17 protein-coding genes, 1 tRNA gene, 1 pseudogene and 1 riboswitch are annotated in these 14,325 nt (G+C 67.8%); of the genes and pseudogenes, 12 read left to right on the forward strand and 7 right to left on the reverse strand.

Translation table 11 applies throughout. The features are described 5' to 3' along the window. The first annotated feature begins 269 nt into the window (after positions 1-269). A complete protein-coding gene (locus BG418_RS39020) occupies positions 270-1,460 on the forward strand; it encodes an IS110 family transposase (RefSeq protein WP_223186055.1) in 1,191 nt (396 codons plus the stop codon). Between the two features lie 123 nt (positions 1,461-1,583). Here BG418_RS39020 and BG418_RS39025 read toward each other — a convergent pair whose 3' ends face one another. Then, positions 1,584-1,991, reverse strand: coding sequence for a Gp37-like protein (locus BG418_RS39025; protein WP_188278829.1), 408 nt, complete (start codon positions 1,989-1,991; stop codon positions 1,584-1,586). A gap of 297 nt (positions 1,992-2,288) precedes the next feature. Between BG418_RS39025 and BG418_RS39030 the strand changes: the two genes are divergently transcribed. Continuing rightward, complete coding sequence (locus BG418_RS39030) at positions 2,289-2,762, forward strand: lactococcin 972 family bacteriocin (RefSeq protein WP_188278830.1); 474 nt, start codon at positions 2,289-2,291, stop codon at positions 2,760-2,762. Between the two features lie 123 nt (positions 2,763-2,885). Further along, the gene (locus tag BG418_RS39035) at positions 2,886-3,566 is read left to right on the forward strand and encodes a hypothetical protein (protein ID WP_188278831.1); all 681 of its coding nucleotides are present in this window, start codon (positions 2,886-2,888) and stop codon (positions 3,564-3,566) included. 90 nt (positions 3,567-3,656) lie between these two features. On the opposite strand, the gene BG418_RS39040 is transcribed toward BG418_RS39035, so the two are convergent. Continuing rightward, complete coding sequence (locus BG418_RS39040; RefSeq protein ID WP_188278832.1) at positions 3,657-3,902, reverse strand: hypothetical protein; 246 nt, start codon at positions 3,900-3,902, stop codon at positions 3,657-3,659. 190 nt (positions 3,903-4,092) lie between these two features. After that, entirely contained in the window at positions 4,093-4,323 is a 231-nt protein-coding gene (locus BG418_RS39045) for a hypothetical protein (RefSeq protein WP_188278920.1), read from the reverse strand. Between the two features lie 472 nt (positions 4,324-4,795). On the opposite strand from BG418_RS39045, the gene BG418_RS39050 reads away from it, so the two are divergent. Further along, entirely contained in the window at positions 4,796-5,893 is a 1,098-nt protein-coding gene (locus tag BG418_RS39050; protein WP_223186057.1) for an IS110 family transposase, read from the forward strand. Positions 5,894-6,085: 192 nt separating this feature from the next. On the opposite strand, the gene BG418_RS39055 is transcribed toward BG418_RS39050, so the two are convergent. After that, a tRNA-Pro gene (locus BG418_RS39055) sits at positions 6,086-6,162 on the reverse strand. A gap of 507 nt (positions 6,163-6,669) precedes the next feature. Between BG418_RS39055 and BG418_RS39060 the strand changes: the two genes are divergently transcribed. Beyond that, positions 6,670-7,839: a HoxN/HupN/NixA family nickel/cobalt transporter gene (locus BG418_RS39060; RefSeq protein WP_188278833.1), complete on the forward strand. Its 1,170-nt coding sequence runs from the start codon at positions 6,670-6,672 to the stop codon at positions 7,837-7,839. Positions 7,840-7,905: 66 nt separating this feature from the next. Here the strand turns inward: BG418_RS39060 and BG418_RS39065 are convergent. Together BG418_RS39065 and BG418_RS39070 are read right to left on the reverse strand one after the other, a co-directional pair. After that, positions 7,906-8,141: pseudogene (locus BG418_RS39065) on the reverse strand (ATP-binding protein); the annotation flags it as partial. Then, on the reverse strand, positions 8,137-8,598 hold the full coding sequence (locus tag BG418_RS39070; protein WP_188278921.1) for a hypothetical protein: 462 nt from the start codon (positions 8,596-8,598) through the stop codon (positions 8,137-8,139). The pseudogene BG418_RS39065 and the gene BG418_RS39070, both read right to left, overlap by 5 nt. 84 nt (positions 8,599-8,682) lie before the next feature. After that, a riboswitch (M-box (ykoK) riboswitch) is annotated at positions 8,683-8,857 on the forward strand. Between the two features lie 293 nt (positions 8,858-9,150). Between BG418_RS39070 and BG418_RS39075 the strand changes: the two genes are divergently transcribed. The 6 genes from BG418_RS39075 to BG418_RS39100 all read left to right on the forward strand — a co-directional run bounded on the left by BG418_RS39075 (position 9,151) and on the right by BG418_RS39100 (position 12,796). Further along, positions 9,151-10,803: an NRAMP family divalent metal transporter gene (locus tag BG418_RS39075; RefSeq protein ID WP_188278834.1), complete on the forward strand. Its 1,653-nt coding sequence runs from the start codon at positions 9,151-9,153 to the stop codon at positions 10,801-10,803. Between the two features lie 66 nt (positions 10,804-10,869). Next, on the forward strand, positions 10,870-11,241 hold the full coding sequence (locus BG418_RS39080) for a VOC family protein (RefSeq protein ID WP_188278835.1): 372 nt from the start codon (positions 10,870-10,872) through the stop codon (positions 11,239-11,241). A gap of 123 nt (positions 11,242-11,364) precedes the next feature. Then, positions 11,365-11,607 carry a hypothetical protein gene (locus BG418_RS39085; RefSeq protein ID WP_188278836.1) on the forward strand — a complete coding sequence of 81 codons (243 nt, stop codon included), beginning with the start codon at positions 11,365-11,367 and terminating at the stop codon, positions 11,605-11,607. Positions 11,608-11,671: 64 nt separating this feature from the next. After that, positions 11,672-11,941: a hypothetical protein gene (locus BG418_RS39090; protein WP_188278837.1), complete on the forward strand. Its 270-nt coding sequence runs from the start codon at positions 11,672-11,674 to the stop codon at positions 11,939-11,941. Between the two features lie 46 nt (positions 11,942-11,987). Continuing rightward, complete coding sequence (locus tag BG418_RS39095) at positions 11,988-12,356, forward strand: VOC family protein (protein WP_188278838.1); 369 nt, start codon at positions 11,988-11,990, stop codon at positions 12,354-12,356. A 50-nt stretch (positions 12,357-12,406) separates the two neighbouring features. Continuing rightward, positions 12,407-12,796, forward strand: a complete 390-nt coding sequence (locus BG418_RS39100; RefSeq protein ID WP_188278839.1) for a winged helix-turn-helix domain-containing protein — start codon at positions 12,407-12,409, stop codon at positions 12,794-12,796. Here the strand turns inward: BG418_RS39100 and BG418_RS39105 are convergent. After that, positions 12,757-13,110 (reverse strand): helix-turn-helix transcriptional regulator, encoded by a 354-nt coding sequence (locus BG418_RS39105; RefSeq protein ID WP_188278840.1) that lies wholly within the window; start codon positions 13,108-13,110, stop codon positions 12,757-12,759. The genes BG418_RS39100 and BG418_RS39105 overlap by 40 nt on opposite strands. Before the next feature lie 412 nt (positions 13,111-13,522). On the opposite strand from BG418_RS39105, the gene BG418_RS39110 reads away from it, so the two are divergent. Beyond that, on the forward strand, positions 13,523-14,317 hold the full coding sequence (locus BG418_RS39110) for an MgtC/SapB family protein (RefSeq protein WP_188278841.1): 795 nt from the start codon (positions 13,523-13,525) through the stop codon (positions 14,315-14,317). Positions 14,318-14,325 lie beyond the last annotated feature (8 nt).

Raw genomic sequence — 14,325 nt, forward strand, 5'->3', positions numbered from 1 at the left:
TCGGGGGCGGTCGGGGCATGCGGTGGCGCTGAGTGCAGTGGGACGGTTGCGTAGCACTGTTCCGGACGGGGTCTGGCGCATGACTTTTTTGACTGAAGTGTCTTGTCGCGGGAATGTCGACTGCTGTTGCGGATGGTGCTTGCTGTCACCGAGCCACAGGGCGTGTCCCAATAGGGGCCTTGCCGTCTTTCAGGCGCCATCACGGTTCAGACCGCCCGACCGGCAGGTGCCAGCCACCCAGCACATCACCACGCGGGAGGCAGACCATCATGACGACCAGACAGCGCAGCACCTCTTCCACCAGCACAGGCCCGCCCACCCGGGGCGAGGTCGTCCTGGGCGTTGACACGCACGGCGAGATTCATGTCGCCGCAGTGGTCTGCTCACTGGGCCAGACCCTGGGCATCAAGTCCTTTCCGGCCACGGCGGTCGGCTACCGTCGGCTGCTCGCCTGGGCTCGCAAGTTAGGCACGGTGCGCCGGGCCGGAGTGGAGGGCACCGGTACCTTCGGTGCGGGCCTGTCGCGCTACCTGCTGGCGCAGCAGGTCGTGGTGTTCGAGGTGAACCGGCCCGACCGCTCGGCTCGTCGACTGCTCGGGAAGTCGGACCCGCTCGACGCACAGGCCGCTGCGCGGGCCGTGCTCAGCGGTCGCGCCCGGGCCCGGGCGAAGACCGGCGACGGTCCGGTGCAGAGCGCCCGGATGTTCAAGATTGCCAAGGATTCTGCGGTCAAGGCGCGCACCCAGGCGATCAACCAGCTCAAGGCCGTCCTGGTCGTAGCCGATCCGGCCCTGCGGGAGCGACTATCCGGCCTCGGCAACCGCGAACTGTTCCGCACCTGCGCACGCCTCAGCCCGCGCGAGGGCGAGGCCGGTGGGAGCGATGAGGCCCCTGTAGCCGAGGCCACTCTCATGACGCTGAGCATGCTGGCTCAGCGTATCGAGCAGCTCACTGGGCAGATCGACGAGCTGAATCAGCGACTGACCGGGCTCGTTGAACGCCATGCCCCGCAGCTGCTCGCGCCGGTGGGTATCGGCCCGGACTCCGCTGCCACGCTCCTGATCACCATGGGCGACAATTCCGAACGGCTGAGCACCGAAGCGTCTTTTGCCGCCCTGTGTGGAGTCAGCCCCGTCGAGTACTCCTCGGGCGGCCGGAGCTCGCGCCGACTCAACCACGGCGGCAATCGGCAGGCTAACGCCGCCCTGCACCGCATCGTCTTCACCCGGCTGCGCCACGACCCGCGCACCCAGGCGTACTACGAACGCCGCACCCCGGAGGGCAAGTCTCGGCGTGAGATCATCCGTTGCCTCAAGCGATACGCCGCCCCGAGGTCTTCAACCTGGTCAGGGCGGTCTCGACCGCCCCCCGTTATAGGGGCGTCGGTGACGGGGTCGAGGAGCACACGCCGACGATCCACACATCGACGCAGTAGTACGCGACCTCACTTGCCCAGGTGATGACCAGGCAGCCGAGAAGCCCAGGGCTTATAACCGCAGCCACCCTCCCCCTGGAGGGTCAACGCTGAAAAAGCTTAGGGCCACGTTGCACCGTCGGGAGTGGTGTATCCGGCCGTTCGACGGTCACCGCTGGCATGTGATCCCGCGTTCCAGTCGACAAGGGATTCCAGGGCGTAGGCGGATTCTCGATCTGGCTGCACTGTCGGCCGTCCGGGTCTGTTGTTCCACGGGATTGCCAGGATCGGAGAACGCAAGGCGACCGGCGACGATGAGGTTGTCATCGGCACCAGTGATCCACAGAGCACCGTCCCCGGAGTCTTCATCAACGGTCCAGTACTTCCGCATCCCTTGGATGGGGTCGCTCATGATGGGCTGGGCCACACCCTCGCGGTAGACGGCAATTCCGCAACCCGGCTGAAGAATACGGGCGTGGGGTCGCCCCACATTGATCTTGAGTGTCCACTGCCCGACGTCGTTGAATTTCAGGACCATCTCAAGGGAGAGGTAGTCGTCGATCATTCCGATGGGCACGAGCCGGTTGTCGCGGACAATGATTCGGCACTCGCCGATAGGTGACTCCCTTCGCAGGGCCGCTGACCACAGCGGAGGCGGCAGGAGACAGGGATGCCAAGATCTCCGGCCTCCAAGGAGATCTTCACGCAAGCACCCAGAGAGAGGCGTCGCTATGTAATGAAACATCCGGAATGAACCCGCAAATCGATCAAGTGAGGCTTTCGGCCAACTCGTTCGACCTCCCTTTACAGGCCGGTGCAAGCCTGTAGAAAATCTGTTCGAGTTCCCAACGGGGGGACTATGGGAGGAGATGTCATGAAAGTTGCTGTCAGGTCAGTCGTCTTCTGCGTTGCCGGAACGGCCCTTGCGGCCGGGCTCCTGACGACGCCCGCCACGGCGCAGAGCTCCGGAACTACCGCCCCCACCACCACCGTTACCGTCCACCACCGGGGCGACGGCACCCCCGTACCCGCACAACTGGGCAACCCCTCCGAATGGGGTGTGGTAACAGTTTCGGCGGGCGTCGCGGCGGGCCCCGCCGAGGTGGATGAGTGCACAAACCCGTCCAGCGGTGGCACGTGGTGTTACGGCTGGTACCTCTCTACATCCGGCGGTACGACCATGAAAAGGTGTTACTCGAACTACTACCACCCGTCGAAGTTCCACACGTCCACAGCGGAGATGAACGGCGACCAGCGACGCTCCTCCGCTGTTGCCGGCGATGTCTCCCAGGCAAGCATCAGAGCGGGATTGGTCTACAGGTGCACTACCTACTACTCCGTCGACTAGTGTCGGGCACCTCCGCCGAGCGGTAGATCCGCGCGGCGGGTGGGATAGGTGGGTGTGCCGCTTCGGGGCCTCACAGCCCCGAAGCGGCGCCAACTGGGTCCAAGGAAAAGGGAAGAGGGAAACATGGGCGTGTGGCGCACCCGTGTTATGCCGGTCACCGTGGCTGTCGTGGGGGGTGTGCTGCTCGGCCTGATCGGCCCCGCCTTTGAGAAGGTAGGAAATCCCGTCGTCTCCGGCGTGGGTGCCATGTTCTCCATCGGATGGACGTGGGCGTGCTATGCATTCCTGGTCGGCTACTGGCGCCGCTCGAAAATCGAGTCGTCGCTGCTGGCGCCCCTCGGTCTGGTTGTCGCCGTCATCACCTACTACGTGTTCAAAGACCTGCACCCCACGCCTGTGCCGGGAATTCCGTCCGCATCCGACGATTCGATACCGGAAGGGATGAAACGGCAGCTGGTACCGGACCACGGCGGCAGCCTCATCACGGACCATATCGGCGTGTGGGCAGTCGGCGCGGTGATCTTCGGCGCGCCATTGGGGTTCATCGGAAACGTGGCACGCACCCCCGGCATCGGCGGGCTCCCGTTCCGCTTGCTCATTCCGGTGGTCACCGTGTTCGAGGCCAACGAGCGACTGAGGGCCGAGGCGGACACGCGAGTCCTCATCGTCACCTTGAACACGGTACGCATCGGGGCCTGTGTCGTAGCGGTGGCCCTCGTAGGACACACAGTGTGGAGCTGGCGCACCAGGCGCAGCCGAACTGAGGAACGTACGGAAATCGGCGCGTCAGCAAAGCACCTCTGACACATCACCTGCTGAAAGCGCGCGCTTCGAAACACCTGCGTGCGACACCGCAGAACGTGCGGCCCACCAAGGGATGGTGAGCCGCGCGAACTACAGACCGTGCATGATGTGCGCCCGTTCCAGAGCCCGAAGGATGGTCTCCTCGGTGGGCACATCCGGAGCCGTGTGAACGTTCACCGTGATGTCCCGGCCGCCCCTCATGGAGGCGGTGTCACGAGCAGAAAACACGCGCTCGCCGCCCTGCATCTGGATCAACTCAGGACCCCGCTCGCCCACCAGGGCCAGGCCCGGTGAAGCGCTCCTGGTGCCCTTGGCGTGCCAATGAGTGATGTGCATCGTGAAGTTGCTGGTGATGGCTCTGGTGTGCGTGGGCTATGGGGTGCTCGGCCTGTTCGTGGGCGGATGACTTCGGTGAAGATCGTCGGCCACTGGGAGACCTCGCGGTTCGTCAGGACCAGCAGGGCCCTGACCAGGGAAGTCGCCCGCTTCGGGGCGGTGCGGACCTTGCCGAGCACCCTCCAGTTCTTCAGGTGGCGAAGCCGTGCTCGACGGGCGCGCGCACTGCGGTCAGTGCGGTGCTGGACTGCTTCCGACCTCGGGTCAGGGGCCGGTTCCGGGCGGCCTTGTAGCCGGTGATCACCGCCGGTTTGGCGTCCGGACCGCTGTCGTCGAGGCCGACGAACCCCAGGTCGGCTATGGCGCCGAACCCGTCGTTTTTCCATGAGCGCTCCCCGCAGCCGCCACGAGTAGGGCGCACAACGCTACGGGGAGGTTCTGACAATGGGGGCTGGGCTGCGGAGAAGGATGCACTGAGAGAGAAGGGGGGTGGGTGCAGCGGATAGGGTCCGCAGGGTGTACCGGCAGCCGGCTGAGTGGTCTGCCGGAGGGGTGTCAGCAGGTCAGGCAGGCATGGCGGCGTTCGCGCGGGGCGCGTTGAAATGCGCTGACGCACGGTCTTTGGCGCGTGGTGGTGTGGCGGGGTAGAAGCGTCTGGCTGTTGGGAAGCATGATGTTCAGCACTGCTGCTGCACCGTGGACTGGCTCCTGACTTTTGTGACCGACGTGTCCTGACCATCTTGTGTCGACCCGGGGCGAGGCAGTGAGTTCAGACGCTGGACCGGGCGAGTGTGTCTAGAGCACTGCATTGCGGGCGCTTCCTGCACGGTGTCACTTGTGACCGCTCTCCGGGCCGGCGGCGAGCCTTGTGAGTGGGCGCTGAAGGGGGTGAATTGGTCATCGAACTGCCAAACCCTCAGCAAGGCGTGGACAACTGTGCGCGTGGCGGAGAGGTGGTGCTCGGAGTCGACTCGCATCGTGATGTCCACGTGGCGGCTGTGGTTTCGACGGTGGGGGAGGTCTTGGCTGTTGAGCGCTTCCCGACCACGGCGAGTGGTTATCGAGACCTCGTCGAGTGGGCCCTTTGCCGCGGCGTGGTGCGGCGGGCGGGGGTGGAGAGTTCCGGCAACTACGGGGCAGCGCTGTCTCGGTATCTGCTGTCTGTAGGCATCGCGGCGGTGGAGGCTCCCGGCCCTGGCCGATCGGCCCGGCGCCGACGGAGTAAGTCGGATGAGGGCGATGCCGTGGCTGCTGCCCGCTCTGTGCTCAGTGGCCGTGCGCAGTGGCCGGTGAAGTCGGGGAGTGGCCCGGTCGAGATTGCCCGCATGTACCTGATGGCCAAGGACTCCGCGGTGAGTGCCAAACGGCAGGCCGTGAACCAACTCAAAGCCCTCTTGGTCACGGCCGACCCGGCCCTGCGAGACGAGTTGCGGAGTCTTTCACGCCGTGGGCTCGTCCTTGCCTGCCTGCAGCTACGCGAAGGTGGCGAGGGGATGGACCCGGTGGTGAGGGCAACGAGGTTCACGGTGCGGGTGCTCGCCGAGCGCATTGAGCAGCTTGGTGTGCAGGCTCGAGTGCTGGAGCAGCGCCTGGCGAACGTGATCGGAACGCACTACCCCCGCCTCCTGGACTCTGTCGGAGTCGGCCCTCACAGTGCGGCGGTGTTGTTGACGGTCCTGGGTGACAACAGCGAGCGGATGCGGGGCGAGGCGTCGTTCGCGGCGTTGTGCGGGGCAAGCCCGGTTGAGTACTCCTCGGGGAGCAGATGCCATCGCCGGCTCAACCGTGGCGGCAACCGGCAGGCCAATGCCGCCTTGCATCGCATCGTGCTGACTCGGCTGCGTTGGGACCCGCGTACCCAGGCGTATTACGAGCGGCGTGTGGCGGAAGGGAAGACCCGCAGGGAGATCATCCGCTGTCTGAAGCGGTATGTGGCCCGGGAGGTCTACCGTCTTGTCCAGGGGCAGCGGCAGGGCCCGGCTTGCTCGTGAACGGCCCTCTTGCTCCTGGCCGGTGAGGGCGGAGCTCTGCTCGGGGCGCGGGGTGGTCCGCATTCGACTGAGATGTCGAGGATCATGGACGCGGTTGGAGGGCGATCGCGTGGTGACCACCCGTGCCCCGGAGAATGCTGGAGGTCGTTTTCTCGCGTCTGCGGATACGGCCTTCGACCACGCGTGAAGCGTTGGTCGGGACGACAGGATTTGAACCTGCGACCCCTTGACCCCCAGTCAAGTGCGCTACCAAGCTGCGCCACGTCCCGATGCCCGTCTGACCTGGTGTTTCCACCGGTCATTCGTGCAGGGGAACCATATCAGGGGACTGCGCGTCCTCGGCCGATCACAAGCGGTGCCGGGATCCGGTCAGTGCGACCGGGCGCCTGGGCACCAAGGGGCTCCTGCCGTTGTGTCGACGGCTACGTCGTGCAAATGCACGGCAGGGTCCGGGGTATCTCTGCTGCGCATGTCGCTGGGGCGTGCGGGGTGACTGTGTCGGGGGGGCCAGGAACTGCGAGGTGGCGTAGTGGCTGTGTCCGTGACTTGGGATGGCGTTCTCGGGATCGATCGTTGATCGATATCAGTGGGATTTGATGTCGCTCGTATGTCCAGCCCTGGCTCGGTGGATGTCTTGGCCGGGGTTCTTTCCGGCGGGCTGGCTGAATCCTGACCCCGGCTTTACCGCCAGCAGATTGTTGTTGCAACTCATTGGCAGAAACCTGGTAGGTGCGGCTGAAAACAGCCGCTCGCCAAGCAGTAAGGCCCGCGTCCCCATGACCACCGCTCCTGATTCCGCAACGTCCCGCCCTGCCGCTCCCGGCACCGGCCGCGGTATCTCGTGGCACCGCATCCGCACATCGATGACCCGCAAGGAGTGGGCAAGCCTGGGCGGGATGGCCGCGTTCATCCTGGCGCTGCATGTCATCGGCTGGTTCACGCTGGTCGTGATCGTGGCTCCCGAGCACTACAGCCTGGGCAGCAAGACCTTCGGCATCGGCATCGGCATCACCGCCTACACCCTCGGCATGCGGCACGCCTTCGACGCCGACCACATCGCCGCGATCGACAACACCACCCGCAAGCTCATGAACGAGGGCCGACGCCCGCTGTCGGTCGGCTTCTGGTTCTCCCTCGGACACTCCAGCATCGTCTTCGCCCTGGCGTTCCTGCTCTCCCTGGGCGTGAAGGAGCTGGCGGGCCCCGTCGAGAACGACGACTCCGCGCTGCACAGCATCACCGGCTGGATCGGCACGACAGTGTCGGGCACGTTCCTCTACATCATCGCGGTCATCAACATGGTGATCATGGCCGGGATCTGGAAGGTCTTCCGGCAGATGCGCACCGGCCACTTCGACGAGGCCGCGCTGGAGGAGCAGCTCAACAACCGCGGCCTCATGAACCGCCTGCTGGGCCGCGTGATGAAGTCGATCACCAAGCCGTGGCAGATGTACCCGGTGGGGCTCCTGTTCGGCCTCGGCTTCGACACCGCGACCGAGGTCGCACTGCTGGTCCTGGCCGGCTCGGGCGCCGCCTCCGGCCTGCCCTGGTACGCGATCTTGTGCCTGCCCATCCTGTTCGCGGCCGGCATGTCCCTGCTGGACACCATCGACGGCTCGTTCATGAACTTCGCCTACGGCTGGGCGTTTTCCAAGCCGGTCCGCAAGGTCTACTACAACCTCACCATCACCGGCCTGTCCGTCGCCGTCGCCCTGATCATCGGCACCGTCGAACTCCTCGGCCTCATCGCCGACAAGGCGGATCTGCACGGCCCGTTCTGGGACTGGGTCTCCGGCCTCGACCTCAACATCGTCGGCTACGTCATCGTCGGCCTGTTCTTCGCCACCTGGGCGATCGCCTGGCTGGTGTGGAAGGCTGCCCGGATCGAGGAGAAGTGGACGGCGGGCCTGGCCCAGTCGACCCCAGCAGAGCAGACAGCCGAGTAGGACCGTCCGCCAGGACCTTCGTGACAGTGTCCCTCAGGCCCGCAGCAGGGCGGGCCTGAGACGCGGTCAGCCGGTGTCCTTGTCGGCTTGGGCCTTGGTGTGAGCGAGGCGGTAGGACTCGGTGCCGGTCTGGATGATCGCGCCGTTGAAGGTGAGCCGGTCCACGATGGCCGCGCAGAGCTTCGGGTCGGTGAACGTCTTCGTCCAGCCCGAAACAACTCATTTGAGGCGATCGCGACGCTGTTCTTCTCCTCCCTCTCGGTCAACACCTGGAACAGAAGTTCGGCGTCATGGTGATCAAGCCGCGCCGCCGGGCGCCGCCCGGGACGGCGCGCCGGGCAGCACCGTCTGGCCAGGGTCGCCTCGGCGGCCTTGCGGGCCTCCAGTGCGACCGCGTCCGCGGTCGGCGCGCCGCTGCGGCAGGCCGCCGCGAGCCCGGCCACCACATGCGCATGTTCCATGTGCCGTTCCAGCGGCAGGACCTCGATCAGCGCGCGGGTCGCGGCTGGATCCCCGTGCGCACCTCCGTGCGGCGGTCCACCACTGGTCGTGCAGCGGGGTGAACAGCCCCGCCGCGCGGGCCTGTTCCAGTGCGGTCGAGCCGGGAAACGCCCCCGGCTTGCGCGGCAGCGCCTCCAGGTAGTGGTCCAGGACCAGGCGGGAGGCGAACCGCCCGCCGAGCCGCTCGTGGTGGGCCACCACCGTGCCGCCGTCGTAGACGGCCAGGTCGTTGGCATGCGGCCGGGCGCAGGGTGGCACGCATCACTCTGCGGCTTCGTCAAGACTTCGCCAACTAGTTGCATGATCGCGCAAGTAGGGGTTTATGCTTCTGGAGGTTTGAAGAAGGCACCTCGTTCGGTGAGGCGTCTGCACGGACATAGGCCACTGACCCCACGACGTCGAGAGACGCCCAGGGTCAGGACAGGTCTCCCCGGCTTAAGGGGTGACCCCAAGTGGCTTCCCCGGCACAGGGGATTACGCCGTGCAGTGCCAAAGCTCTGACGAGTTGGGGTGAACCCGTCATCGGGGCGGGTCCGCTCCTTGCCGTGTCGTTCGGCGCCCGCGTGCGCCCCGGCCGGGAGGAGGCGAGAGACATGGATTGCAGTTGCAGTAGTCCGGGCCACAGTAGGCCCCGTACCCGTATGTCCTCTTCGACCTCCGGTACGCGGTAACCACCTTCCCTGCGCCTTCCCGCGCCCACATGCACCCGTGCGGCCTTGCCGTGCCGGGGTGCAGGGCTGCGCGCTCGCAGGGCGGATCGCTGCCGCGTGCCCCCAATACCTCACCCTGCCAAGGGGGTTGGGAGCCGTCATGACCACCAAGACCACCATGAACCGGGCATCCGTGCCCGCACAGCGCGGCCCGGCCGTGCTCGACGACGCGCACATCGGCGACATCCGCGGCGCGCTCGGCACCATCAAGCAGGACGACACCGGCGAGCGCCGGGGTCTGTCCGCCAAGTTCAAGACGCTGCTCGCGATAGTCGGGCCCGGTCTGATCGTGATGGTCGGCGACAACGACGCCGGCGCGTTCGCCACCTACGGCCAGGCGGGGCAGAACTACGGCACCAGCCTGCTGTGGACGCTGCTTCTGCTGGTTCCCGTGCTGTACGTCAACCAGGAGATGGTGCTGCGGCTCGGTGCGGTCACCGGGGTCGGGCACGCCCGGCTCATCCTGGAGCGGTTCGGCAAGTTCTGGGGCGCGTTCAGTGTCATCGACCTGTTCCTGCTCAACGCGCTGACCCTGGTGACGGAGTTCATCGGCATCACCATGGCCGCCGACTACCTCGGCCTGCCGAAGACGGCGTCGGTGATCCTCGCCGCTGCGATCATCATCGCGTCCGCGTTCACCGGGTCCTTCCGCCGCTTCGAGCGCGTCGCGATCGCGCTGTGTGCCGCCTCGCTGCTGCTCGTACCGCTGTACTTCATGATCCACCCGAAGTCGTCGCAGATGGCCCACGACTTCGTCGTCCCGGTCATCCCGGGTGGTAGCGGCGAGCTGGCCACGGTGATGCTGCTGATCATCGGCATCGTCGGCACGACGGTCGCCCCCTGGCAGCTGTTCTTCCAGCAGTCCTACGTGATCGACAAGCGGATCACGCCGCGGTTCATGAAGTACGAGAAGGCCGACCTGTGGATCGGCATCGCCATTGTCATCATCGGCGCGGCCGCCATGATGGGCCTGGTCGCCGCCACGTTCGCGGGCACGAAGGAGTTCGGGAACTTCGACGACACCGCGGGCCTGATCACCGGGATCGAGGCCAAGGCCGGCAAGGTCGCCGGCGTCCTGTTCGCGATCGCCCTGCTGGACGCCTCCATCATCGGCGCCTTCGCCGTCTCGCTGTCCACCGCCTACGCGATCGGTGACGTGTTCGGCATCAAGCACTCCCTGCACCGGGGTGTGAAGGGTGCCAAGGGCTTCTACGCCGTCTACGCCGGACTCGTCGCGGCCGCCGCCGCCATCGTGCTCATCCCCGGCTCCCCGCTGGGTCTGCTCACCCAGGGCGTGCAGACCCTGGCCGGAGTGCTGCTGCCCTCCGCCTCGGTCTTCCTGCTGCTGCTGTGCAACGACAAGGCCGTGCTCGGCCCGTGGGTCAACGGCCCCAAGACCAACGCGTTCACCGCGGCGGTGGTCGGTGTCCTGGTCACCCTCTCCGTCATCCTGACCGCCTCGGTCCTCTTCCCGGACATCTCCTCCAGCGCGATCCTCGACATCATGGCTGCCTGCGGGGTGGCCGGGGTCCTGGCCGCCGGGTACTCCTTCACCCGCCGCCGCACTGGCACCAAGGAAGACCCCGTCGACCGCACCGGCAAGGAGAACTGGCGGATGCCTCCGCTGGAGACCCTGACCCGGCCCGCCATGTCCACCGCCCGCAAGATCGGCATGGGCGCGCTGCGCACCTACCTTCTGATCGCGATGGTGCTGGTCGTCATCAAGATCGTCCAGGTCGCCCTCGGACAGTAACCCCTGCCCGGCCCGGGGCGGGCTGACCACCGCCCCGGGCCCGTCTCGAAGTGAGGTGTGTTCCGCATGCTCGCCGCACTCGACCACGTCCAGCTCGCCGCCCCGGCCGGCTCCGAAGACGCCCTGCGCAGCTTCTACCTCACCGCGCTGGGGATGACCGAGATCCCGCAGCCTGCGGGGGTGGCCCGGCGGGGCGGCTGCTGGTTCGCCGCCGCCGACGGCGGCCGCCTGGAGATCCATGTGGGGATCGAGGACGGCTACCGCCCGCCCCGCAAAGCCCACCCCGCAGTCCGGGTGACCGGCCTCGACGCCCTCGCCGCCCGCCTGGAGCAGCACGGAGCACCGGTCATCTGGAACGTGAGCCTGCCGACCTGCCGCCGCTTCTACACCCAGGACCCGGTCGGCAACCGCCTCGAATTCCTCGAACCGCTGCCGTAACCGGGGGACAGTAGCGGCCCCAACGCCGTGTTTCACCCGGGTCCGGGCCCCTGGCGGCCCGGATCTGCCCGAACCGTCGCCGTGCTCCGGCGGCGATATCTCCCGGGAGTCCGGAGGTTTTTGATGTCCCGCTCCACCCTCCATGTCCTGCGGCTGGTCCTGTCCGACGGGGTCGAACGCCCCTACCTGCTCGACGAACCCGTGCCGTCCACCCGCACGACAGACGATGACCCTGTCTACGACCCCTGGGTCCATCTCGCCTACCTGCTGGCTCAGCAGGGCCGCGACGCCGACTGGCTCGCCCGGTTCACCGGGTTGCCCTCGGCTGCCGCACGCGAGATCGCTGCCGCCGCCCGGCGCCACTGACCTCAGCGTTGTCACACCCATACACGTGCTCTGCCGCATTTTCCTGTCCACGGAGGTGACGTCCATGTCCGCCCTCACCCACCACCACATCCGCTACACCGGCACCGCACCCCGGCCACTCGCCGGGCGCCTGCTCGCCTTCGTCACCCAGGTGGCACGGCGTCTTGCCGACAGCCCGCTCGACCAGAGCGTGCTGCACACGGCCGCCACCCACACCCCGGCCCCCCTGCGCACAGGTGCGTACACCTCTGCCCGGCCGCACGCCCACTGGCACACCGTCACCACCCCCGACGGCCACCGCCGCCTCGAAGCCCACTGGCACCACGGCAACTGACCATCCAACGCCCCTTACCTCAGGCAGTTCCGGAGGATTCCTTGCCATGCTCACGACCCTGGACCACGTCCGGCTGACCGCCCCCGCCGGCTGCGAGCCACTGCTGCGCACCTTCTACGCCGACCTGCTCGGCATGCAGGAGACCAGCGGGCCACCCGTGCTCGCGGTCCGCGGTGGCTGCTGGTTCACCGGCGAACACGGCGGCGCCCAGCTCCACCTCGGCACCCAGAGCCCCTACCGGCCCGGCACCCGCACCCACCCGGGCCTGCGTGTCCACGACCTCGACGCGCTGGCCGACCGGCTCCGCGCCCACCGCGCGCCCGTCGTCTGGGACGGCCAGCTCCCGGGCCACCGCCGGTTCTTCACCCTCGACCCGGTCGGCAACCGGCTCGAATTCCTCGAACCCGCCCCCTGACCGGCCCGCACGCCCCAGCCCCCTCTCCCGCCGTCTCTTCCGGAGCGGATATGCCTTTGCGTTACCGTCGCGCCAATTGTCCGCACTCCGACCATCTGAACGGCTCCGGCCCGCAGCCGCCCCCCGTGCTCCAGCCCGCGGCGGGACTCGTCGTTGACCCCGACCGGCGTACCGCCATGGTCGACGGCCGTCCACTGGCCCTGCCGTATATGCAGTTCGAGCTGCTGGCCCACCTGGTGGCGCACCCGCTCCGGGTGCACACCCGCGGGCAGCTGATGTACAGCGTGTGGGGCCAGCCTCCGACCGGTGACCTGCGCACCGTCGATGTCCACATCGCCCGGGTGCGCCGCGCGCTCGGTCCCGCTCACGCGGCCGCGATCACCACGGTGCGGCGGGTCGGCTACGCGTACCTGCCCGAGCTGGCCGGGTCCACGTCGTGACCTCCCTCCTCGCAGGCATCCGCGAGAAGGGCCGCATCCTCCAGGAGGCGGCGGATGCCGGCCGGGCCGGTGCGGTAGTAGACGCGGGTGCCCTCCCGGCGGGCGCGCACCAGGCCCAGTTTCCGCAGCCGGGCCAGATGCTGGGAGACGGCGGCAACCTGGGCGCCGAGCAGACCGGCCAGGGCACTCACCGGCAGTTCCTGCCCGTCCAGCAGGCACAGCAGCCGGTAGCGGGTCGGATCGGCCGCCGCCCGAAGCACCGCGACCGCCCGGTCCACCTCGGCGGCCCCCACCGATGCAACTTGCACCTTCACGCAAATAAGCTACCCGTCGGCGGCCCGGCGGGGAAGGGTGGCGGCCCGGGCTTTGGCAGGATCCCGGGCCGCCGCACCGCGAAGCGCTGCCCTTGTTCTTCGTTGCGCAATCATGCAAGTATGCGGGATATGCCGGTCGACGACCGTGCACGGACGGTTCCAGGGCCGCCGCACTGCGGCCTAGGAACCGGCAGCATCTTCGTGCACCGCCACCCGGGCCGCCTTGCCCGGCAGAGGAAAGGGGGCGAGATCCATGGACAGCAACCCCGGCCATCATCGGCCCTGCACCGTCCCGCTCCCGAGCCCCGTACCGCGGTTGCGCTAGCGGCCCTCCGGGCCGCCGCCTGCGCCTCGGGAGCAGCCCGAGTTCTTCCCGCCGTCAGTGCATCGGCGGGTTCCGAGGAGGTGCCCTGTGCACGCCCTGACCACCCTTGACTTCCTGCTGCGCCTGGCCACCGGCCTCGGCTGCGGAGCCCTGATCGGCATCGAGCGCCAATGGCGTGCCCGGATGGCCGGGTTGCGCACCAACACCTTGGTCGCGCTCGGTGCCACCGCCTTCGTCCTCTACAGCGAGGCTGTCACCGACGCGGGCAGCCCCACCCGGGTCGCCTCCTACGTCGTCTCCGGCATCGGTTTCCTCGGCGCCGGCGTCATCATGCGCGACGGCGGCGGCATCTCCGGCCTGAACACCGCGGCCACCTTGTGGTGTTCGGCCGCCGTCGGCGTCATGGCCGCCTCCGGCCACCTCGCCTTCGCCCTCATCCTCACCATCGCCGTCCTCGGCGTCCACGTCCTGCTGCGCCCGGCCGGCCGCCTCCTCGACCACGCCCCCGCCAGCGGAACCGACCAGGACACCGAACTCCCCGCCCTCGTCCACATCGAGTGCGACCGTACGGAGGAGACCCACATCCGCGCCCTGCTCCTCCAGGCTCTGACCGCCGCTGGGCTGCCCACCACCGGCCTCCGCGCCCACCGTCGCGACAACGCCACCAGCCTGCGCGCCACCGTGGTCGTCTCCGGCGACATCACCCGCGCCCTGGAACAGGTCGTCGCCCGCCTCTCCCTGGAACCCGGCATCCGCGACCTCCACTGGCACCTCGACGCCGCCACGGACCCGGCAGACTCCGGCGCGCAGGTCGATCGGAGCGAATCAGCCCGGCATCCCGTCCCACACTCAACCGACCCCAACTACCGCTGCGGAACTTAGTAGCGAGA

Origin of the sequence: Streptomyces sp. CBMA152 (assembly GCF_014596475.1) — a bacterium.
Lineage (GTDB): Bacteria > Actinomycetota > Actinomycetes > Streptomycetales > Streptomycetaceae > Streptomyces.